Source organism: Stappia sp. ES.058, from assembly GCF_900105595.1.
In the GTDB taxonomy this organism is placed as follows: Bacteria; Pseudomonadota; Alphaproteobacteria; order Rhizobiales; family Stappiaceae; genus Stappia.
Window position 1 is genome coordinate 450499 of record NZ_LT629784.1, and the last position, 21565, is coordinate 472063.

General features: G+C 62.9%; 23 protein-coding genes. 13 read left to right on the top strand and 10 right to left on the bottom strand.

The window, feature by feature from the left end; translation table 11 throughout:
- Positions 1-45: 45 nt before the first annotated feature.
- From BLU32_RS02135 to BLU32_RS02150, 4 genes are all read left to right on the top strand, one after another.
- Entirely contained in the window at positions 46-273 is a 228-nt protein-coding gene (locus BLU32_RS02135) for a F0F1 ATP synthase subunit C (protein ID WP_029060187.1), read from the top strand.
- 114 nt (positions 274-387) lie between these two features.
- The gene (locus BLU32_RS02140; protein WP_093810465.1) at positions 388-939 is read left to right on the top strand and encodes a F0F1 ATP synthase subunit B; all 552 of its coding nucleotides are present in this window, start codon (positions 388-390) and stop codon (positions 937-939) included.
- A gap of 10 nt (positions 940-949) precedes the next feature.
- Positions 950-1429 carry a F0F1 ATP synthase subunit B gene (locus tag BLU32_RS02145; protein WP_172838518.1) on the top strand — a complete coding sequence of 160 codons (480 nt, stop codon included), beginning with the start codon at positions 950-952 and terminating at the stop codon, positions 1427-1429.
- 207 nt (positions 1430-1636) lie between these two features.
- Complete coding sequence (locus tag BLU32_RS02150) at positions 1637-2170, top strand: GNAT family N-acetyltransferase (RefSeq protein ID WP_157727454.1); 534 nt, start codon at positions 1637-1639, stop codon at positions 2168-2170.
- A gap of 48 nt (positions 2171-2218) precedes the next feature.
- Here the strand turns inward: BLU32_RS02150 and BLU32_RS02155 are convergent, their stop codons facing one another.
- From BLU32_RS02155 to BLU32_RS02170, 4 genes are all read right to left on the bottom strand, one after another.
- On the bottom strand, positions 2219-2881 hold the full coding sequence (locus BLU32_RS02155; protein ID WP_093804779.1) for a ribonuclease HII: 663 nt from the start codon (positions 2879-2881) through the stop codon (positions 2219-2221).
- 84 nt (positions 2882-2965) lie between these two features.
- Positions 2966-4108, bottom strand: coding sequence for a PA0069 family radical SAM protein (locus BLU32_RS02160; protein WP_093804780.1), 1143 nt, complete (start codon positions 4106-4108; stop codon positions 2966-2968).
- Between the two features lie 156 nt (positions 4109-4264).
- Positions 4265-4498 carry an EF-hand domain-containing protein gene (locus tag BLU32_RS02165; RefSeq protein WP_093804781.1) on the bottom strand — a complete coding sequence of 78 codons (234 nt, stop codon included), beginning with the start codon at positions 4496-4498 and terminating at the stop codon, positions 4265-4267.
- 310 nt (positions 4499-4808) lie between these two features.
- Positions 4809-5792: an AraC family transcriptional regulator gene (locus BLU32_RS02170; RefSeq protein ID WP_093804782.1), complete on the bottom strand. Its 984-nt coding sequence runs from the start codon at positions 5790-5792 to the stop codon at positions 4809-4811.
- Positions 5793-5976: 184 nt separating this feature from the next.
- Here BLU32_RS02170 and BLU32_RS02175 point away from each other — a divergent pair, with 184 nt between their 5' ends.
- Both BLU32_RS02175 and BLU32_RS02180 read left to right on the top strand, forming a co-directional pair.
- The gene (locus BLU32_RS02175) at positions 5977-7419 is read left to right on the top strand and encodes a cache domain-containing protein (protein WP_093804783.1); all 1443 of its coding nucleotides are present in this window, start codon (positions 5977-5979) and stop codon (positions 7417-7419) included.
- The gene (locus BLU32_RS02180) at positions 7416-7913 is read left to right on the top strand and encodes a methyl-accepting chemotaxis protein (protein ID WP_157727455.1); all 498 of its coding nucleotides are present in this window, start codon (positions 7416-7418) and stop codon (positions 7911-7913) included. The genes BLU32_RS02175 and BLU32_RS02180 overlap by 4 nt, the downstream gene beginning before the upstream one ends.
- On the opposite strand, the gene BLU32_RS21560 is transcribed toward BLU32_RS02180, so the two are convergent.
- Positions 7900-8178, bottom strand: a complete 279-nt coding sequence (locus BLU32_RS21560; protein ID WP_157727456.1) for a hypothetical protein — start codon at positions 8176-8178, stop codon at positions 7900-7902. The genes BLU32_RS02180 and BLU32_RS21560 overlap by 14 nt on opposite strands.
- Between BLU32_RS21560 and BLU32_RS02185 the strand changes: the two genes are divergently transcribed.
- From BLU32_RS02185 to BLU32_RS02195, 3 genes are all read left to right on the top strand, one after another.
- Positions 8178-8678: a cupin domain-containing protein gene (locus BLU32_RS02185; RefSeq protein WP_197673684.1), complete on the top strand. Its 501-nt coding sequence runs from the start codon at positions 8178-8180 to the stop codon at positions 8676-8678. The two genes, BLU32_RS21560 and BLU32_RS02185, sit on opposite strands and share 1 nt — an antisense overlap.
- Before the next feature lie 69 nt (positions 8679-8747).
- Positions 8748-10280, top strand: coding sequence for an NAD(P)/FAD-dependent oxidoreductase (locus tag BLU32_RS02190; protein ID WP_093804785.1), 1533 nt, complete (start codon positions 8748-8750; stop codon positions 10278-10280).
- Positions 10281-10782: 502 nt separating this feature from the next.
- A complete protein-coding gene (locus tag BLU32_RS02195) occupies positions 10783-11340 on the top strand; it encodes a DUF2335 domain-containing protein (RefSeq protein ID WP_093804786.1) in 558 nt (185 codons plus the stop codon).
- A 102-nt stretch (positions 11341-11442) separates the two neighbouring features.
- Here the strand turns inward: BLU32_RS02195 and BLU32_RS02200 are convergent, their stop codons facing one another.
- The 4 genes from BLU32_RS02200 to BLU32_RS02215 form a co-directional block, all read right to left on the bottom strand.
- Positions 11443-12408, bottom strand: coding sequence for an MBL fold metallo-hydrolase (locus tag BLU32_RS02200; RefSeq protein WP_093804787.1), 966 nt, complete (start codon positions 12406-12408; stop codon positions 11443-11445).
- A gap of 115 nt (positions 12409-12523) precedes the next feature.
- The gene (gene moaB / locus BLU32_RS02205; protein ID WP_093804788.1) at positions 12524-13081 is read right to left on the bottom strand and encodes a molybdenum cofactor biosynthesis protein B; all 558 of its coding nucleotides are present in this window, start codon (positions 13079-13081) and stop codon (positions 12524-12526) included.
- Positions 13082-13388: 307 nt separating this feature from the next.
- Complete coding sequence (locus tag BLU32_RS02210) at positions 13389-14000, bottom strand: Fic family protein (protein ID WP_157727457.1); 612 nt, start codon at positions 13998-14000, stop codon at positions 13389-13391.
- 18 nt (positions 14001-14018) lie between these two features.
- Positions 14019-14207, bottom strand: a complete 189-nt coding sequence (locus BLU32_RS02215; RefSeq protein ID WP_093804790.1) for a hypothetical protein — start codon at positions 14205-14207, stop codon at positions 14019-14021.
- Positions 14208-14688: 481 nt separating this feature from the next.
- On the opposite strand from BLU32_RS02215, the gene BLU32_RS02225 reads away from it, so the two are divergent.
- Positions 14689-17004 carry an NADP-dependent malic enzyme gene (locus BLU32_RS02225; RefSeq protein WP_093810469.1) on the top strand — a complete coding sequence of 772 codons (2316 nt, stop codon included), beginning with the start codon at positions 14689-14691 and terminating at the stop codon, positions 17002-17004.
- A 97-nt stretch (positions 17005-17101) separates the two neighbouring features.
- Positions 17102-17659, top strand: a complete 558-nt coding sequence (locus BLU32_RS02230) for a flavodoxin domain-containing protein (protein ID WP_093804792.1) — start codon at positions 17102-17104, stop codon at positions 17657-17659.
- Positions 17660-17756: 97 nt separating this feature from the next.
- On the opposite strand, the gene BLU32_RS02235 is transcribed toward BLU32_RS02230, so the two are convergent.
- Positions 17757-19436 carry an electron transfer flavoprotein-ubiquinone oxidoreductase gene (locus BLU32_RS02235; RefSeq protein WP_093804793.1) on the bottom strand — a complete coding sequence of 560 codons (1680 nt, stop codon included), beginning with the start codon at positions 19434-19436 and terminating at the stop codon, positions 17757-17759.
- A gap of 175 nt (positions 19437-19611) precedes the next feature.
- On the opposite strand from BLU32_RS02235, the gene BLU32_RS02240 reads away from it, so the two are divergent.
- Entirely contained in the window at positions 19612-20565 is a 954-nt protein-coding gene (locus BLU32_RS02240) for a uracil-DNA glycosylase (protein WP_093810471.1), read from the top strand.
- 118 nt (positions 20566-20683) lie between these two features.
- The gene (locus BLU32_RS02245) at positions 20684-21550 is read left to right on the top strand and encodes a S49 family peptidase (RefSeq protein ID WP_371326965.1); all 867 of its coding nucleotides are present in this window, start codon (positions 20684-20686) and stop codon (positions 21548-21550) included.
- Positions 21551-21565 lie beyond the last annotated feature (15 nt).

Genomic DNA, 21565 nt, shown 5'->3' on the forward strand with positions numbered 1-21565 from the left:
GCCGCCCATCTCGTCGCTGCAATCTCTACTCAAGGAGCAAGTGTCATGGAAGCTGAAGCAGCTAAGTACATCGGTGCCGGTCTCGCCTGTCTGGGCATGGGCGGCGCCGCCCTCGGCCTCGGCAACATTTTCGGCAACTACCTGTCGGGTGCCCTGCGCAACCCGTCCGCTGCCGACGGCCAGTTCGGCCGCCTCATCCTCGGCTTCGCCGTGACCGAGGCGCTCGGCATTTTCTCGCTTCTCGTCGCGCTTCTCCTGCTCTTCGCCGTCTAATCACGACGGAGTGCGTCAGCGACGCGGATTTTCCGACCGGGTGCGTTTCCCGCGCCCGGTCGGTTGTGTCCCCAAAGCTGCGAGGCAGCATGAGCTGCGGCATTGGAGATCAAGATGGCCACGACTAGCGCCGATACCCAGGTTGGAATCGCCATTCCAGCCGAACCCCATTCGCCTGCGGCCTTCCCGCCGTTCGATGCGACGACCTACGCATCGCAGATCCTCTGGCTGGCGATCACCTTCGGCCTGCTTTACTGGATCATGAGCCGGGTGGCTCTGCCGCGCATCAGTGGCATCCTTGAGGATCGTCGAGACAGGATCGCCGGCGACATTGCCGAAGCGAACCGTCTGAACGACGAGAGCAACGCCGCCATCGCCGCCTATGAACAGGCTCTGGCCGAGGCGCGCGCGAATGCGCATGGCATCGCGCAGGAAACCCGCGACAAGCTCAAGGCCGACGTCGAACGCCGCCGGGCGGCGACCGAGGCGGATCTGGCCGCGAAACTCTCGGATGCCGAGCAGCGCATTCACGATATCAAGGCGGCCGCCATGGAAAACGTCGGCGAGATCGCTACCGAGACCACAACCGCGCTGGTCGAAAGCCTGATCGGCAAGGCTCCGACCAAGACGGAGCTTTCCAAGGCCGTCGACGGCGCAATGAAGTGAGGACGGCCTGATGGACGCTTCAGCATGGGCACTGGTCGGGCTTCTGCTTTTTCTGGCCCTGCTCGCATATCTCAAGGTTCCCGGCACGGTCGGGTCGAGCCTCGACAAGCGGGCCGATTCCATCCGCAAGGAACTCGATGACGCCCGCAAGCTGCGTGAGGAGGCACAGTCGCTTCTCGCAGATTACCAGCGCCGGCGTCAGGAAGCCGAGGCCGAGGCCGAGGGCATCGTCGCCGAAGCCAAGCGCGAGGCCGACCGGATGACCGAAGAGGCCAACGAAGCGCTCGAGGAAATGATCACGCGCCGCACGGAAGCGGCGGAGCGCAAGATCGCCCAGGCCGAAGGACAGGCAATTGCCGACGTCAAGGCACGCGCCGCCGACATCGCCGTGGCCGCGGCCGAGGTGATTCTCGCCAAGAAGCTCGACGGCAAGATCGGTGACGACCTTCTGACACAAAGCATCAAGGACGTGTCGGCCCGCCTCAATTGAGCGTGACGGGCACCACAAGGTGCCGCTTCGCCGGCAATGCGACAATCTCTTCAGGAAGGGGCCGGCTATTCTGCCGGTCCCTTTTTGTTTGCACGGACGCCATGGGGTCAGGACGGGGATATTCGTTTTCCGGTTCTGGCCGTACGCGCTTGCGAAGGTGCGATGCGTCCCGTCAGATCATGAGCCCGGGCGGCACGGACGATGACAATGGATGATGGGAAACCGGAACGCGCCGGGGAGGTCGTCGCGCTTTTCCGCACGACCTTCGCGGCATCGGAAGGGGAGGACGAAGGTCGGGCGATCGCGGATCTTGCCAGATCGGTGCTGGACGCCGCCGAGGCCGACGGCCTGCGGGTGTTCACGCGGATCCGGGAGGGCTGCGTGATTGCGGCCGTGTTCTTTTCGCCGCTGGTCTATCCGCATGACGCCCGCCGCACCGTTCTCCTGTCCCCGATGGCGGTTCACCCGCAACATCAGCGCAAGGGCGCCGGTCAATCCCTGATCGCGGAGGCGCTGGCGCGTTTGCGGACCGATGGCATCGATGTCGTGGTCACCTATGGCGATCCAGCCTTCTACGGAAAGGTCGGGTTCCAGCCCGTTTCCGAGGCGGTCGTGCCTCCGCCAATGCCGTTGAGCCATCCGGATGGCTGGCTCGCTCTGGCGCTGGACGGCGGCGCGGTGCCATGTCTCCAGGGCTCGTCGCAATGCATACCGGCGTTGCGCAAGCCCGAGTACTGGTAGAGCCACGCCATAGCGGATCCGTGTCGGTTCGCTGCGCCGGACTTATGATCAGTCCGATGGGACAAGCGCTGCCCGAACGGGACGAAAACTCACCCGATGCAGGGGGCAGGGTCCCTTGCTGGACACAACTGCCGCATGTCCGGCGGTCCCGTACCCCTTGTGAGCCGCGAAACCGTATTCGGGCCAGGTTTCGTCCATCTTCGCCATCAACCGGTCGCGTGCCGTCTTCGCGACGATGGACGCGGCGGCAATGCACAGAATGCGTCCGTCGCCCTTGATCGCCGATTGCCCGGGGCAGGGGAGACCCGGCGGCACATCCCGCCCGTCGATCAGACAGGCAAGCGGCGTCAGCGCCAGAGCGCTTGCCGCCTGGGCCATCGCACCGAGTGTCGCGGCGCGGATGTTCTTCGCATCGATGGTGCGTGGTGCGGCAAAGGCCAGCGCCACCTCCGCCGTTTCCAGGATCTCGTCATGCAGGCGTTCTCGGTCCGCCGGCTTGAGCGCCTTGGAATCGGCAAGCCCGGCAGGAAGATTGTCATAATCGAGAATAACGGCGGCGCAGGCGACGGGCCCGGCCCAGGGGCCGCGCCCGGCCTCGTCGATGCCGGCAAGCGCCCCGCCGAACCCCCCGGCAATGGCGCGTTCCGCGGCCGGGTCCAGCGTTTCGGGCAGGTGCAGCGAGAGCGCGGCTTGCAGGATGAAACCAGTCATTGCGCGAGGGTTTCAGGTCTGGGGCAAGCCGGCAAGGACCTGACGCGGGTGAAGGCAGATGATCCCCTGCAAATCGGTCTCGGTTCAAAACAACTTCAACTGCACGCCACCGGCCTGGGGAGGATTGAACAGATCGGCGGTGAGGGACCGGCGCCGGCTGTTCAACCCGATGCGCTTGCAGGCGAGTGAGAAGCGTTGGGCGAGCTGTTTTGCATAGGGACCCTCGCCGCGCATGCGCTTGCCCCATTGCGCGTCGTAATCCTTGCCGCCGCGCATCGAGCGCACGAGGTTCATCACATGGCGGTAGCTGTCCGGGCGGTGGCGCAGCAGCCAGTCGCGAAACAGCGGGCTGACCTCGATGGGAAGGCGCAGCAGGATGTAGCCGGCCTCGCGCGCGCCATGCTCGAAGGCGGCTTCCAGGATGCGCTCGATCTCGTGGTCGGTGAGGGCCGGGATCACCGGCGCGACCATCACCGTTGCCGGGACGCCGGCCTCCGACAGTCCCTTGAGCGCGGCCAGCCGCCGCGAGGGCGTCGCCGCGCGCGGCTCCATCGTGCGCGCCAGCTTGCGGTCCAGCGTGGTGATGGAGAGCGCCACCTTGGCAAGTCCGCGCTCCGCCATCGGGGCCAGGATGTCGAGATCGCGCAGCACAAGTGCCGACTTGGTGACGATGCCGACCGGATGATTGCAGCGATCCAGAACGGTCAGGATGTCGCGCATGACGCCCCGGTCGCGCTCGATCGGCTGATAGGGGTCGGTGTTGGTGCCGATGGCGATGGTGCGCGGCTTGTAACCGGGTTTGGAGAGTTCCCGTTCGAGGAGTTCGGCCGCATTGGGTTTGACGGTGAGGCGGGTCTCGAAATCCAGCCCCGGCGACAGGCCGGCATAGGCATGGCTTGGACGGGCGAAACAATAGACGCAGCCGTGCTCGCAGCCGCGATAGGGATTGATCGAACGGTCGAAGGAGATGTCGGGCGAATCGTTGCGGGTGATGATCGTCCGCGCGCGCTCTTCCTGCACATGAGTCCTGAGGACAGGGATCTCGTCGAGCGTGCCCCAGCCGTCATCGAACGCTTCGCTGCTTTCGCGCTCGAAACGCCCGGCCATGTTGAGCCCGGCACCACGCCCCTTCGCACCCCGAATGTCGCCGGTCGGTGCCGAGCCGGCCTCGTGCGCGGCAGGGTCGCCGGTTTGATGAGAAACAGGAGTATGGTGGGAGGCGCGCATTGCTGCTCCACTCGTTGTGAGCTCGGGTCGAAAGAGCCCGGACGAAGAGGAACATAACAGGAACGATCTTGCCTGAAAAGCACTGTCGTGCGCGAACGGGTGAGGCCACCCCGTTTGCATAAAACGGGGTGGCCACCAGGGCAAAAGGAAGAAGGATCAGCCGTCCGTTTTCGAGACCACAGCGGTAAACTCCTCCTCGGAGAGTGTGCCGTTTCCGTCGGTGTCGGCTGCGGCAAAGGCCTCCATCGTCATGTTGGGCATGGCCGCGGTGACCTCGGCGTAGGTCAATGCGCCATTCTGGTCGGCGTCCAACTCAGCGAAGCCCGCACCTTGAGCGACCGCGGCGCCGGTAAAGGTCAGGGCGGCGATGGTTGCGAGTGTCTTCTTCATGGAAATAGCCTCCGTTTTCTCGTGGATGACGGCCGGCCCGACAGTGCCTGGGCGGGCCGTCAGCGAACGACTGCTTGCCGTCCACGAGAAACAAGATCGTTTTGGATCATGGTCGATGCATGGAGCGGAAAAGGAAATATTCGGCAAAAATCATGTCATTACAAAGATATGGCAAAATATTGAAAATTCGCGTTCTAAAATATGGCAAAATAGTATGAATAATTTAATCTATAATATTTCATTTAATTTCAAATTACCAAAGTAATGGCCCATTGTCATAAACCTGTATTTCGATTGCGGAAGATCGGACTTATCTTCGATGTTTGAGTGTATCGCTGGGACGTTCGCCAAAGGCTGTGCGATAGGCGCTTGCCGCCCGGCCCAGATGGGAAAAGCCGCAAGCGTGAATGAGTTCGGTCACGCTGTCGCCGTGGGCGCCGGATAGCAACCGCTCGCGCAACAGGGCGAGCCGCCGGGTCTGAACAGCCTCGGTGAGAGTCTCGCCGCGATGCGTCTTGAACGCGTTCTGCAGTGCGCGCAGCGAACAGCCGCAATGGCGGGCGAGGGCGGCATGGTCGAGCGGCTGGTCGAGATGGGCGTCGATATGCTCCAGCGCTGCCCTGATGCGGCTCGGCTCCGGTACGTCCTGGCCCGGCCCTCCGACAAGTGCGGCGCGGCGGTTGCTTCCATGCTGCCAGAGCAGCGTATGACCGATGGCCTCGCCGATCTGGCGCAGCAGGTGGTCGCGGTCGTCATCCGGTTCGGCTGCGAGACGCGCCAGATGCGAAACCTGTGCGGCGATGCTGCGACCGGGCTCGCTGTCGAGCCGCAACAGCGGATCAAAGACGATCTCGTCGACGTTCGTTCCCAGATACGCCGCGATGGTGCGCTCCAGCGGCGCCCGGTCGAGCATCAGGATCAGCTGTCCGCAGGAGGCGTGCCAGCGCATTTGTGCCGGGCGCGTCGGGGAGAGAAGCGAGGCAGCACGTCCGGGCCGCGTTTCGGTGATCCCGCGTCCGCAGCTGATATCGGCGCCGCCGCGTAGCGGCACCTGCAGCAGGAAAAAGCGCTCCAGGCAGCCGGGGTCGATTTCGACGTCGCCGCCGTAGGCGACGTAATTGATTGACCCGCCGGGAAACCGTCGGCTGTTGTGGACGGCGGAAAACGTCTGGGCACGGTCGAGCGGTGTCAGCCGGTGTGCGCAAAAGATGCGACCGACCTGATCGGCGGCCTGCGAGACGTCGCGGGTGGCGACCTTCGCATGGCCTGAAAGCGGCATCGCGGTGCCCGTCATTCCTACCTTGCATCCTCTGGAGCAGGGCGCTTGGTGCCCCTTTCATCGGACGCAGCATAGCACGGAATACCGGAGCGCATCAGCGGCCTGAATCGTCATATCTTAATATTTGAATGTGATCTTTGCGTTCAGGCTCCGCTCCTGCGCCGGCGAGGATGGCCGTGAGCTCTATTTCCCAGGAAGAATGAAGACGATCCGAGCTAGGTTGATGTTCGTTATACTCGGTCAGGCCTTGCTGGGATCTGTCTCGGTCTTTGTCCTCTCCCAATGGGTTGCGGCCGATCTCACCGAAACGGCGCTCGACCGCGAGGTTGCGAACGCCAAGCAGCAACTCAAGGCCAGGACCGCGGCGGAAAGCCAGCAGGCACTTTTGCTGGCGAAGGTCGTGGCAAGCCAGACGGGCGTTCAGGACAGGTTCGCGGAGCGCGACCGCGAGGGGCTGGCGGCCGAATTTGTCTCCGGCTTCGCGGAGTTGAAGACGGATTACGGCATCCGCCAGTTCCAGTTTCATCTGGCCCCGGCGCAATCCTTCCTGCGCGTTCACAAGCCGGAGAAATTCGGCGACGACCTGTCCGGCTTCCGCAACACGGTGGTCGAGACCAACACCAAGGGCATCGTCATCTCGGGCCTTGAAAAGGGAGTTGCCGGTATCGGCAATCGCGGCGTGGTGCCGGTCACGCGAAATGGCGTGCATCTCGGCTCGGTTGAGTTCGGCCTCGGGTTCCACGAGCTCTTCGTCGCCGACTTTACACATCAGACCGGATATCCGCTGGCGATTCTGAGGGACGGGCAGAACGGTGCTGAGGTGATCGGGTCGCAGTTGCCCGAGGGCATGGACCCGCTCGAACTGGCCGACGCGACGGCAACCGGAGGGGGCGTGGACGCGAGCGGCCGGTATTTTATCGACCGGATCGCCATTGAGGACTTTTCAGGCAACCCGATTGCAACGGCGATCATCGGGGTGGACCAGAGCGCTTGCCAGGCAATTGCCGGATCGGCACGCACGCTCGGCATCGGCGTCAGCCTGTTTTTGCTGGCGATTGCCGGTGGGACGCTTGTCTTCGCAAGTCGCTGCATCTTCTCGCCCCTGCGCACCGTTACCTCACGGATCATGGAACTGGCGGAAGGCAACGCCGATCTCGACATCAAGGGCACCGCGCGACCCGATGAGGTCGGCGATATCGCCCGCGCCGTTTCCGTGCGCTGCGAAAACCGCAAGGAACAGGACCGGCTGGAAGGGCAGCAGGCCAGCGACCGCGCGTCGCGCCGGCACAGCCAGGAGCAGGTCAAGGCGCTGATCGAGGGGTTCAAGGCAACGTCCCAGGACCTGCTTTCGGCCGTCGACCGGGCGAATGCGAGCCTGCAGGCAACCGCGGGATCGCTCGATCAGGTTGCCGCCTCGAGTGCCGAGCAGGCCAAGAAGGCATCCGGAGCCTCGAATGACGCCTCGGAAAACGTCCAGTCGATTGCCAGCGGGACGGAAAAGCTCGCCTCCTCCATTCAGGAAATCTCGCAGCAGGTCGGACGCACCACCGAGATCGTCAATCAGGCAACCGACGGCGTTCGTGCGACCAATGACAAGATCGCCGGACTGCGACCTCCGCCAGCAAGATCGGCGAAGTCGTGACCCTGATCCAGGCAATCGCCGAACAGACCAACCTTCTGGCGCTCAATGCCACCATCGAGGCGGCGCGCGCCGGCGAGGCCGGCAAGGGTTTCGCCGTTGTCGCGGCGGAAGTGAAAGAGCTTGCGACCCAGACCTCCCGTGCGACCGAAGAGATCTCCTCCCAGATCGCCGAAATCCAGTCGTCGACCGACGATGCGGTCGAGGCCATCGCCGCCATCGCCGGCACCATGACCGAGGTGAACCAATACACCGGCGCCATTGCCGCCTCCGTCGTCCAGCAAGGAGCAGCCACCAACGAGATCAATGCCAACGTTCAGAATGCGGCTTCCAGAACCCGGTCCGTGATTGCAAGCATCGGTAAACTGGACGGCGCGGTTGGCGAGACGACGCAATCCGCCGCCTCGGTTCTGGGGGCGACGCGCGAGGCCTTTGAAAGCACGGGACGCCTGCGCACGGAGATCCAGACGTTCCTGAGCAGCGTCACCGCGGCCTGACCCCGCCTTTTTTGATGTTGCGCGGCCGTGTCGATTTACGGCGCCGCAACATCATTTTCGCCGGGTTTTGGCAAGAAGCCTGCGCTGGATGGACAAGCGCGTCGTTCAGCGGATAGACGCACGGCCCTTTCTTCCGCTCTTCTCGACCTTGCGGGATCACTGTCCCGCAAGAAACAAACCGGCGGCGCGCCGATACCGGCGCGGAAAAAAGTCCGGTCCAGAGGACGATGCGCGCGATCTCGCGCGAGAATTCGGGAGAGAGCAATGAAGGAATCCATCGCCAACATGGTGCAGGTGTGCACCGACCCCGGCATCACGCCGGCCGGCACCGGCATCGACCAGGTCGAGTGGAGCATCCTCGGCCACACCTACTGGATGAAGTCGGAGGGCGAGAGCTGCTTCTGCTTCGAGACGCTCGACCCGCCGGGCACCTTCGTGCCGCCGCACATCCATCCCACCCAGGACGAGTTCATCTATGTTCTGGAAGGCCGCTTCGACCTTTATCTCGACGGTCAGCACCATCAGGCCAATACCGGCGATCTTGTACGCATGCCGATGGGCATCCCGCACGGTTACTACAATCTGACGGACCAGGCCGCGCGCGCCCTCTTCTGGGTCAGCCCGGCGCGCCGCCTGCGCGAGCTTTTCGACAACCTGCACAATCTGGGCGACCCGGAAGAGGTCGTGCGTCAATCCGCCATGCGCGAGGTGCAGTTCCTGTCTCCCGACGAAATGGCCTTCGACCCGCTCTCCCTGAAGGTCTGATCCTTCGGGTCATCTGGTGGCCCTGTCTTTGGACGGGCCACCTTTTTTCGAGCCTTCAGGAGAGACGATATGGTCAAGCGCAAGCGGGTCTGCGTCATCGGCGCGGGCGTGAGCGGACTTGCGTCCGCGCAAGCCTTCAGGGACCGGGGGCATGATGTCACGGTGCTGGAACGCAGCCACGATCTGGGCGGCGTGTGGGAGCCGTCCAGGTCCTATCCGGGGATCAAGACGCAAAGCCCCAAGGATCTCTATCGCTACGTCGGCATGGCGATGCCGGACGACTATCCCGAATGGCCGTCGGGCCGGCAGGTCTATGAGTATCTGCGCGCCTTCGCGACGGAAAATGGGCTGTTGCCGCTGATCCGTTTCGGGCATGCGGTCAAGGCGATGCAGCGTCGCCCCGGCGGCGGCTGGCGCCTCACCGTCGACACGCCGGATGCGGAGGCAGTCGACATGGCGTTCGACTTCATTGTCGTCGCCAGCGGCACGTTCAGCGACAAGAACGTCCTCACGCATCCCGGGCAGGACGGCTTCGAGCATTCCGGCGGCACGGTTCTGCATTCGTGCGAATACACCGACCCGGCGCTGGTGCGGGGCAAGAAGGTGGTCGTTCTGGGCTTTTCCAAGTCCGCCACCGACGTTGCGGTGAATGCCGTGAACGAGGGCGCGCAGAGCGTCACCGTGGTTTATCTGGAGCCGGTCTGGCGGGTCCCCTACAAGTTCGCCGGGCTCGTCAACTTCAAGCGCATCCTTTATTGCCGCGCGTCGGAGAGCATGTTTCCGCCCTGGGGCATGGGGCGCGCCGGCAAGCTGGCGCATGCGCTCGCCAAACCGCTGGTCTGGGCGAACTGGCGCGGGCTGGAAGCGCTTCTCAATCTCCAGTTCGGGCTGAATAAACTGGGCCTGCGCCCGAAGAAACCCATCGAGGAGACGATCTCCTGCGGTCTGCCGATTGCAACGGAAAGCTTCTTCAAGTTCCTGAAGCAGGGGCGCATCAAGACGATCCAGGGCACCATCGACCACTATGAGGATGGTGATGTCGTCTTGACCGGCGGCGAGCGGCTCGACGCCGATGTCGTCGTTCAGGCGGTCGGCTGGAAGCTCGGCATTCCCTATCTCGGCGAAGAAGAAAAGCGCGCGCTGATCGAGGAGGACGGCCAGTACAAGCTCTACCGGCTGATCGTCAATCCGCAGATCCCCGATCTCGGCTTCGTCGGGTTGAACTCCTCCTTCGCCACGGTGCTGACCAGCAACATAGCGGCCGAATGGCTGGTGCGTTACGCCGACGGCCAGCTCGCCCATCAGCCGAAGGCGGTCGAGATGGACAGCTGGATCGCACGGCATCTGGCGTGGCGGCGAACCGAGCGCCCGGCCGCCGGGGTCTACGGCGGATTGTGTTCCGCGCCTTATCACTTCCGCCATCTCGACGAGCTTCTTGCGGATATGGGCGCGCGCAAACGGCGCAAGGCGAACCCGCTCGCCGAGACCTTCCTGCCGCCGGATGCGGACGCCTATGCAACCTATATGCGGACGGTGCCGGATTACACGGTCGATGCGGAGCCGTTGGAAACCGGCGCCGCGCCGGAGAAGGCGACGCGCTGAGGCCGGTTGAGGCAGGGAGAAGCCCGAGTCGCGCGGGACGCGGCTCGGGTTGGTTTGTGTGTCGCGCTATCTCGACAAATTGCATCTTCCAATCGATGCATGGAGAGTTCCCAGAACCAATCCTAGGTCCAGCAGGTTAAAATTTTAACCAGTTTCAACAAGTCATAACCCAAGTGCACGCTTTGAGTTGGTATGGTATCAATTCACAGCAAAGTGGTGGAGTGTGCATCCTTATGCGCATTGCTCCCAGCCTCTATATAATAGAGTACGTGCGATTTAGAGGGTCTGGTGGCCCAATGGAGCCGCGAAATGGCTAAGCGTAATTCACCCGAAAAAACGTTCCGCTCGTTCGCAATTCGAGCGACCGCTCTCGGTCTCATTGGACCTGCCTTGATGGCTGTCCCTATAAAAGGCGGGATATCCCTTCAACGCGGTGAGAGCGTTAACGCCGCGTGGTCAAACACGTCCAAATTCTTGAAGCAGGCTACGCGAAAAGTCGGAAATGACATCAAAGTCGCCGGCTGAGCCAAATCAGAACCTCCCGGAAAGCGGCGCTGAGGATCCTTCGAACCACCTTGACGGTCCTGAGGGCCTCAAGTCGCTTGCCCGCGCATCAGCAGCTCGGATCTTGCCTGATGATCAGGCAGATAAATTCGCCACCGAATTTGTCAAAGATTTCCTCGCTTCCGTCATGGACGGCGAAGGCGAGGGAATGGTGAGTATCGGTGTTTCGCGGACCGTTGCCAAACATCATTCCGGCCCCCTGCCTCCAGCCGAAACCTTGGAGGGCTATGACCGAATTGTTCCGGGTGCGGCAGAGCGTATCATTGCGATGGCAGAGCGCGATCAGCGTGCGTATATCGCCTCCAGGAACAAGCAGCAGGATAGCGACAACATTTTCAGATTGGTTGCCTATGGCGGTGGCCTGATTGGCCTGTTCGCAATTCTCGGCGTCGGAACATGGTTGGCATTCTCGGGGTATGAAAAGGCGGCCATGGCGGTGTTTGGAATGGGGGCAGCGGCTGTCATTACCGCGTTCGTCAATGCCTGGAAGAAGTAGGCGGCCCTTAAGCAACTAAATTTGAAAGAGCGTAAGTCGAATTAAAGCCCCGGGCGGTGTGTCCGGGGCTTTGGTGTTTTCGTTGGCTGACGTGTGCCCGGTTCAGACGCTGAACTGGTAGGTTGCCGGCAGCCAGCTGTAACCGCCGCCGCGCGTGTCGATGTAGCCGATTGCGGGGAAGGGCATGTGATAGCCCGTCACCGGGATCTTGTCGGCGGAGACCATGTCGAACACGCGCTTTCGGGTCGCGGCGGCCTTTTCCTTGTCCATGTCGAAGCGCACGTGCCAGTCGGGGCGCTGGATCGAGGCGACGAAATGGTTGGCGACGTCGCCCCAGATCAGCAGCCGCTGGCCCGCGCTTTCGAGGTGAAAGGACATGTGGCCCGGCGTGTGGCCGGCTGTGTCGATGCCGGTGATGCCGGTGACGACGTCGGTGTCGTCGCCGATGAAGGTCATCTTGTCGGCGAGCGGCGTGACGTTCGACTGGACGAGTTTGGCGACCCGCTCGGTCGGGCCGGTGAGCTTGTCCTCGCCCGACCAGAAGTCGTATTCGCTCTGGCCCGTCACGTAGCGCGCATTGGGGAAGGTCGGATTGCCTCCGGTCATCAGCCCGCCGATATGGTCGGGGTGCATGTGGGTGATCACCACGATGTCGATCTGCTCGGGCGAATAGCCGGCGGCTGCCAGCTGCTGCGTCAGCGATCCGGCGTCGCCGCCAAGGCCGGTGTCGAACAGGACGAGTTCGGACCCGGTATTGACCACAACGGGCGTGAAGACGAACTCGGTGCGGTTCGGCGGCAGGAAGTTTTCCTCCATCAGCGCGGCAACGGCGTCGGCCTCCTGGTTCTGGCCGAAGATCGGATGCGGGCCGTCGGAGGCGCGATGGCCGTCGAGCAGCGTCGTCACCTCGAAGTCGCCGAGCTTGATGCGATTGAAGGATCCGCTCGATGCGCCCGTCAGCGGGGCTTCGGCACGAACGGAAACGGCTTGCGACAGGATGGCGGGTGCGGCAAGCGTCGTGGCGGCGCCAGCCAGAACGGCGCGGCGGCTAAGCGAAAAATGGCTCATAGGAAAAATCCTCCCTTTTGGAGATGCGACGTGTGTCGAAGCTGCCATCTAGCCGGGAATGGCGAGGGGGGAAGCCGAGTTCACGCAAGCGTGAACGCGTGGGCGGTGCCCGGCCTCAGGCCTGCTGGAGTTTGCCACGCTTCAGATGTTCGTCGAGCCGGGGCAGGATTTCGACGAAATTGCAGGGCATGTGGCGGTAGTCGAGCTGCCATTTGAGGATGCCGTCCCAGGCGTCCTTGCAGGCGCCGGGCGATCCCGGCAGCACGAACAGATAGGTGGCGTTGGCGACGCCGCCGGTCGCCCGCGACTGGATCGTGGAGGTGCCGATCTTGTCGTAGGAGATCCGGTGGAACACCTCCGAAAAGCCGTCCATGCGCTTTTCGAACAGGGGCTCGATTGCCTCCGGCGTGACGTCGCGGCCGGTGAAGCCGGTGCCGCCGGTGGTGATCACCACGTCGACGTCGCTCGCCGCGATCCAGCGTTTCACCACGTCGCGGATCGCGTCCACGTCGTCGGTGGCGATGGCGCGGTCGGCCAACGCGTGGCCGGCCTCCGTCAACCGCTTGACCAACGTGTCGCCGGAGCGGTCGTCCTCGGGTTTGCGCGTATCGGAGACCGTGAGTACGGCAATGCGCAGCGGAACGAACGGGCGGCTGTCATCGATGCGATGCATAAGTCTGATTTCCCATTCTCAAGGACACCTTTGCGGCAGACAATAGGCCGGGACCGGGCTCCTGACCAGTGGCGGCGCCGGGTTCCGGTGTCGCAGGTGCGAGACCGGAAACAAGGTTTCGCGGGAGATCGAAGATGGACTGGACGGCGTCTGTCGATGCCTATTGCGAGCGGGTCGGAACGGCGTTCTGGGCCGAGCCGGTCAACGCGCTGACCAATGCGGCGTTTCTCGTCGCGGTAGATCAAAGTGACTAACAAAAGAAATTTGTTTTAGAGGTCTATAGCGCCAGCTTTTTTATGGGATTGAGTCAATCTGAAATCTGACCTGCTGCATCGATAACTGTCAGCAATTGTTTGGCAAGCATTGCTCTAATCATGTTCTCCATTTCGCGAATATCTTCGGCGCCTTGTCGAGCTGCAATATCAGCCAATTCTAGTGCCTTAATATAATGTCCATTGTCTTCTTCGATTTGCTGAGGAATCGTAGGTGATCCTGGAAGCACGTATCCGAGCTTTAAGCTAAGCAAAGAATACGAAAGCGCACGAGACGTTCGCCCATTCCCGTCTGAAAATGGATGAATCCAATTTAGCCGCCACATCGCATAGGCAGAAAGATAGAATGCAGTTCGTTCGTGCCAATTACTGTTAATAAATTCGCAGAATTCAGATAAGTGCCCCTCTACTAAATGGGGAGGGGGTGGATCATGCTCACTCTTATGAATGCCAACTGGTGTGTTTCTTAATTTTCCAGCATCAGCTTCAATGCCTTCAACAGCTGCTTTTTGCAAATCTAATATCAATGGAACCCGCAAGGCAAACGGCCTGTCGGGTTCCAAATAATGTCGAACAACTTCAAGAGTTAGGTCGAACTGGCGAAAGCCGTTTTCGACTTCTAACTGAGTCTTGTGATTTACTGCCACAACTATCTCTGCCCGGATTTATCTCGCAGCAAATTTCGACATTGGGACATCGCGCGAAATCGTTTCGACCATTTCACGCGTCACGTTTTCATTTTCGATCTTTGTATTTCCATAAACAAAGCTGTTTCGCTGTTCATTTCGTTGGCTGTCGTTCATGTGGACGCCTCGTGCCAACTCGACGAGTTTTGACAGATTGTGATCGTCCATGATGATCTCCCCATGAGTCTTTGACTTAGTGTGGCTGATACGTAGCGTCTGCGCAATTGGTTGCCAATGGGCTAAACATGATTGTGAGGCTTTTATATGGTTCTCTATGTTTTAGTATAAAGGTCTTTTTGCCGTCATAAAGCGCCGGACAAGACGTCGGTCAAACGTGCCCGATGATACCGGCCCGTGCTTGCCGCCGGTGTCTTGTTCCTGATTTCCCTTGCTTTCAGAACGGGTGATATGCTCGCCTGCACGTCTTTCCCGTCGGGCACGCATTTCGTATGGCATTGCCTGAATGCCGTGGTTCTGTACCTGCTGATTCGCATCCTGATGCGATCTGCCAGGGGCAACACCGCAACGGAACATGACCGCACGCGGACGGCGCGCTAGTCTGTCCGGCGTGGTCCGTCCCGCAAGCCTTCTCAAGGGGCGGTCCTCGTCCCGCCTTCGTCCGATCCGATCCAGCCGCAAGTGGACCAACATGACCAAGAAGCCGACCGCCCACCCGTCTCCCAGCGAACTCGATGAAGCGGCGCTCTTCTATCATCGCTATCCGCATCCCGGGAAACTGGAAATCCAGGCGACGAAGCCGCTCGGCAACCAGCGCGATCTTGCGCTGGCCTATTCGCCGGGCGTTGCGGCCCCGTGCATGGAGATCGCGCGCGATCCCGCGCTTGCCGCCGACTACACCGCCCGCAGCAATCTGGTCGGGGTGATTTCCAACGGCACGGCGGTGCTTGGTCTTGGTGCCATCGGGCCGCTGGCCTCCAAGCCGGTGATGGAGGGCAAGGCGGTGCTCTTCAAGAAATTCGCCGGGATCGACGTCTTCGACATCGAGGTCGACGAACGCGACGTCGACCGGTTCGTCGATGCGGTGGCGGTGCTGGAACCCACCTTCGGCGGCATCAACCTGGAAGACATCAAGGCGCCGGAGTGTTTCATGATCGAGCGCGACCTGCGCGCGCGCATGAACATTCCCGTCTTTCACGACGACCAGCACGGCACGGCAATCATCGTCGTTGCGGCCGTGATGAACGCGCTGGAACTGGCCGGCAAGGACATCGGCACCGCAAAGATCGTCGCCTCCGGCGCCGGCGCGGCGGCCCTTGCCTGCCTAAATCTGCTGTGTGCGCTGGGCGCAAGCCGGGAAAACATCTTCGTCACCGACATCGAGGGCGTCGTCTACAAGGGCCGCGAGTCGCTTATGGACGAATGGAAGTCGGTGTTCGCGCAGGAGACGGACGCACGCACGCTTGCCGAGGTCATCCCCGGCGCCGATGTCTTTCTCGGGCTGTCGGCCGCCGGCGTTTTGAAGCCGGAGATGGTCGCCGCCATGGCGGACAAGCCGTTGATCCTGGCGCTGGCCAATCCGCGCCCCGAGATCATGCCGGAAGACGCGCTCGCCGTGCGCGACGACGTGATGATGTGCACGGGCCGCTCCGACTATCCCAACCAGGTCAACAACGTCCTGTGTTTCCCCTACATCTTTCGCGGCGCGCTCGATGCCGGCGCGACGACGATCAACGAGGAAATGAAGCTCGCCGCCGTCAAGGCGATTGCGGCCCTCGCCCGCGAGGAGCCGTCCGAGGTCGCGGCGCGCGCCTATGGCGGCGTCAGCGAGACCTTCGGGCCGAAGTATCTGATCCCGTCGCCCTTCGACCAGCGGCTGATCCTGCGCATCGCGCCGGCGGTTGCCCGCGCGGCGATGGAAACCGGCGTGGCCGCGCGTCCGATCACGGATTTCGAGGCTTACAACGACCGGCTGAACCGCTTCGTCTTCCGCTCCGGCCTGATCATGAAGCCGATCATCGCGGCGGCGCGCGACAGCCAGACCCGCATCATCTATTCCAACGGCGAGGACGAGCGCGTGTTGCGCGCCGCCCAGGTGCTGCTGGAGGACAAGCTGGCGCAACCGATCCTGATCGGCCGCCCCTCGGTGATCGAGGCGCGCTGCGAACGGTTCGGCCTGAAAATCCGGCCCGGAATCGATTTCGAATATACAAACCCGGAAGACGACCCGCGGTATCGCGATTATGTCGACACGCTGTTTTCGCTGCTCGGCCGGCAGGGCGTGACGCCGGAGGCCGCACGCACGATGGTGCGCTCCAACACCACGGTGATCGGCGCGATCGCGCTGCACCGGGGCGAGGCGGATGCGCTGATCTGCGGGCTTGAGGGCCGCTACTCCACGCATCTGTCGGATGTCGCCGGCATCATCGGAACGGCCCCAGGCGTGCAGGACTTTTCGGCGCTGTCGCTCCTGATCAACTCCGGCGGCGCGACCTTCTTCACCGACACCTATGTCACCGTCGACCCGAGCGCGCGCGAGATCGCGGAGACAACTGTGCTGGCGGCGGAGGAAATCCGGCGCTTCGGCATTACCCCGCGTGCCGCGCTCTTGAGCGCCTCGAACTTCGGTTCCCGCGACATGGCCTCCGCCGACAAGATGCGCGCGGCGCTTCAAATCCTGCGCGACCTCGCGCCGGACCTGGAGGTCGACGGCGAAATGCACGGCGACAGCGCGCTGTCGCTTGCGATGCGCGAGCGGGTGATGCCGGATTCGCGGCTGACCGAACAGGCGAACCTTCTGGTCTTCCCCTCGCTCGATGCGGCCAACATCGCGCTCAATCTGGTGAAGGTGATGACCGACAGCCTTCACGTCGGGCCGATCCTGCTCGGCACGGCCAAGCCGGTGCACATCCTCACGCCCTCGGTAACCTCGCGCGGCGTGGTCAACATGTCGGCCTTCGCGGCGGTGGAGGCCTGCACGCGCGAGCGCGAGCTGCTGGCGGATTGATTTGCCGGCTTTGCCCAAAGCGCCTTGACTCCTGTCATGGAAGCGTCGTCAGACTCATGCACTGTATGCGTGTGACGGGCGCTTTCAGGAGACAGGCATGGCACATATCCTCGTGGTCTATGCGACGAGCGAAGGTCAGACGCGAAAGGTCGCCGACCGCGTTGCGTCACGTGTGCGCGCCGCCGGGCACGACGTTACGCTGGTGGATGCGCGTGCCGCGGCTGCGACCGAGCTCGGCACCTTCGATGCCGCCGTTCTCGCCGCCTCCCTGCACGTGCGAAAACATCAGCCGGAGATCGTGGAGTTCGTCCGCAAGCAGCGCGCTCGCCTTGAACGCGTGCCCACCGCCTTCATTTCCGTGAGCCTGTCGGCGTCTTCGTCCGAGCAACACGATCTCGCCAATGCCCGCGCCGCGGTCGACGAGATGTTCGATGTGGTGGACTGGGACGCAAGCCTTGTGCATCTCGCCGCCGGTGCCGTGCACGACCGCCGGATGAATTTCCTCAAGCGCTGGATGATCCACCGCATCCTGCGCGAGAAGGGCGTGGAGATGGATCCCTCCGGCGACATGGAGTTCACCGACTGGCAGGCGCTGGATGTCTTCGTCGACACGTTCCTGGAGCGTTGCCGGCAGTCGGCCGGGGCCGTGGCCTGACCACGCTCCCGGTTGCCTTGACGCGGAAAGACCCGCGCAACGGCTGTCGCGCGGGTCTTGTCGGGTCGGATCGAACGGTGTCGTCGTCGGCGTGGCGTCACATGTTCGGGTAGTTCGGTCCGCCCGCGCCTTCCGGCACGGTCCATGTGATGTTGCCGTTCGGATCCTTGATGTCGCAGGTCTTGCAGTGAACGCAGTTCTGCGCGTTGATCTGGAAGCGCGGTGCATCCTCGCCCTCCTCGATCCACTCGTAGACGCCGGCCGGGCAATAGCGGGCCGAGGGGCCCGCGTAGACATCGTGTTCGGAAGTCTTCTGAAGCTTTTCGTCCTTGACCTTGAGGTGGATCGGCTGATCCTCCTCGTGGTTGGTGTTCGACAGGAACACGGAGGAAAGCTTGTCGAAGGACACCTCGCCATCGGGTTTCGGGTAGGCGACCGGCGAATGCTTTGCAGCAGGCTCCAGGCTCTCTGCGTCGGTCTTGCCGTGCTTCAGCGTGCCGAAGAAGGATTTTCCGAAAAGCTCGTTGGTCCACATGTCGAGGCCACCGAGCGCAATGCCGAGCACCGTGCCGAACCGTGACCACAGTGGCTTGACGTTGCGCACCTTCTTCAGATCCGTGCCGATTTCGCTCGTCCGCCAGGCCGCATCGAAGCCGGTCAGTTCGGTGTTCGCCTCGCCGCGCGCCAGCGCCTGGGTGATTTCCTCGGCCGCGAGCATGCCGGACAGCATGGCGTTGTGCGACCCCTTGATGCGCGGCACGTTGACGAAGCCGGCAGAACAGCCGATCAGCAGGCCGCCGGGGAAGGAGAGTTTCGGGACCGACTGGAAGCCGCCCTCGGTGATCGCGCGCGCGCCATAGGAAATGCGCTTGCCGCCCTCGAAGGTCTCGCGGATCGCGGGGTGGGTCTTGAAGCGCTGGAATTCGTCGAAAGGCGACAGATAGGGGTTCTTGTAGTTCAGGTGCAGCACGAAGCCGACCGCGACCTGGTTGTCCTCGAGATGATAAAGAAACGAGCCGCCGCCGGTCCTGCTGTCGAGCGGCCAGCCGAAGGAATGCTGGACGAGGCCCGGGCGATGCTTTTCGGGGGCGACCTGCCACAGTTCCTTGATGCCGAGGCCGAATTTCGGCACGTCGCTGTCGGCGTCGAGATCGAATTTCGCGATGAGTTCCTTGGCGAGTGACCCGCGCACGCCTTCGCCGATCAGCACGTATTTGCCGCGCAGTTCCATGCCGCGCGTGAAGGCGGCGTTCGGTTTGCCGTCGCGCCCCACGCCCATGTCGCCGGTGGCGACGCCGACGACACGCCCCTCGTCATCGTAAAGCACCTCGGCTGCGGCAAAGCCCGGATAGATCTCCACACCGAGTGCCTCCGCCTTTTCGGCGAGCCAGCGGCAGACGTTGCCGAGCGAGACAATGTAGTTGCCGTGGTTGTTCATCAGCTTGGGCATGAACAGGTTCGGCAGGCGGATCGAGCCGGCCGGGCCGAGCACCAGGAAATGGTCCGCCGTCACCGGCGTCTTGAACGGGGTGTCGCTTTCCTCGCGCCAATCGGGCAGAAGCTTGTCGATGCCGACGGGGTCGACGACGGCGCCGGACAGGATGTGCGCGCCGACTTCCGAGCCCTTTTCAAGCACGACCACGGAGAGGTCCTCGCCCGTGTCGCTGGCGATCTGCTTCAGTCGGATCGCGGCGGACAGGCCGGCCGGGCCCGCTCCGACGATCACGACATCGAAATCCATGCTCTCGCGTTCCGGAAGGGTTTCCGCTTCGCTCATACCTGTCTCCCCCGCAAGTCCATAAATCGTGTCATCAAGCCCTGTTTAGTGCAGCGCGAAAGCCGCTGCAATGCGCATGGACGGCCTGCACCCGCTTTTCCCTTTACGTAAAAGGAATATCGTCCCTGGACGCGGCACCGTTGCGCCTGTCCCCGGGATGCGGCACAACGAGGGCATGGAACCCGGCGACAGCAACGACCCGCGACAGTCCGGCGCCGAGCACGCGCGCGCGCTCGAGGCGCTGCTCGATTTCTATGTCGGGGCAGGCGCGGACGCCTGGATCGAGACCGACCCTGTCGACGCCTTCGCTCTGTCGGCCCGTGCCGCCGCCCGCACGGCCCCTGTGTCGTCGCCAACCGAGCGCCGTGCGCCGCCACCAAAGCAGCAGCCGGCACGCCTGCCCGGTGACGAACCCGGCGGCCCGGAGCACAGGATCCCCGGATCGGTGCCGCTTCCCAGCGAGCCGGCAAGACCCGCCGGCCCGCAGGAACCGACCCACCATGCCGTCATGCCGGACGACGAGGTGGTGGCGGCCGCGCGCGAGCTTGCCCGCACCGCGCCGACGCTGGAAGCGCTGCGCGACGCGGTCGCGGCCTTCAATGGCTGCAATCTCAAGATGTCGGCCAAGTCCCTGGTGTTTGCACAGGGAAATCCCGGGGCCCGGCTGATGTTCGTCGGTGGTGCGCCTTTGCGTGAGGATGATCGTGCGGGCGCGCCCCTGGCCGGTCCGGCCGGCCGCCTGTTCGAACGCATGCTTGCAGCGATCGGCATGACCCGTGAGGACGTCTGTGTCACCAATCTGGTGCCCTGGCGGCCTCCCGGCGACCGTATTCCCAGCCCGCAGGAAATCGAGATCTGCAAGCCGTTCGCGCTGCGCCAGATCGAACTTGTGGCACCGCGTGTCGTTGTGTTCCTGGGCGGCGGACCGGCCAATGCGCTGACCGGCAATCCCGAGGGCATCGTCAAATTGCGCGGAAAACGGCTGGAGGTCGCGCTCGGGTCGGGCACTGCGAAGGCAATCGCAACCTTTCACCCCGATTACCTGCTGCGAAACCCGGACCAGAAACGCTACGCCTGGCGCGATCTTCTGGCGCTTCGGGCGGCTCTGGAGGCATCTGCTTCCACCTGAGCCCGGGTCCGTACGACGGCTGCCCGGAAGCGATTGCGCCTTTTTTCAGCTCGGCAAAGGCTTATATCCCGTCCCTGGGTGCGTCTTGCGCGCCTGTGATTTTCAAAACCCAAGAAGGATTTTTCGCGTGTTCGATCGTCTGCGCAAACGTCTTCCCGGCAAATGGGGCAATGTCCCGGTGACCATCCCGGTCGTGCGCCTGCAAGGCGCCATCGGCATGGCATCCCCGCTGCGTCCTGGACTGTCGCTCGCGAATGTGGCGCAGCAACTCGACAAGGCGTTTTCCATCGACGGCCCTGCGGTGGCGCTGATCGTCAATTCGCCGGGCGGATCGCCGGTCCAGTCGCGTTTGATCCACACCCGCATTCGCGCGCTGGCGGAGGAAAAGAAGAAGGAAGTCATCGTCTTCGTCGAGGATGTCGCCGCCTCCGGCGGTTACATGATCGCGGTTGCGGGCGATGAGATCGTCGCCGATCCTTCGTCCGTGGTCGGCTCCATCGGCGTGGTTTCCGCCGGCTTCGGCTTTTCCGACGCGCTGGCCAAGCTCGGGATCGAGCGCCGGGTGCACACCGCAGGCAACAACAAGGCGATCCTCGATCCGTTCCGCCCGGAGCGCGAGGAGGATGTGCAGCATCTCAAGGCGCTGCAACTCGAGATTCACGATGCCTTCATCGATCTTGTGAAGACACGGCGCGGCGAGGTCCTGAACGAAAACCCCGATCTCTTCACCGGTCTGTTCTGGACCGGCACCACGGCGCGGGATCTCGGACTGGTCGACAGTCTGGGCGATTTGCGCTCCGTGCTGCGGGACCGCTTCGGCGACAAGGTGAAAACCCCGCAGATATCCGCGCCGCGATCGCTGTTCGGGCGCCGGCAGGCATCGGGCGTGGAGGCCGGGGCATCGGGCAGATTGACGCAAGGTCTCGCCGACGAAGCCTTCTCGGCGCTTGAAATCCGCGCGCTTTGGGCGCGTTTCGGATTGTGATTGCGCGCGCTGGCA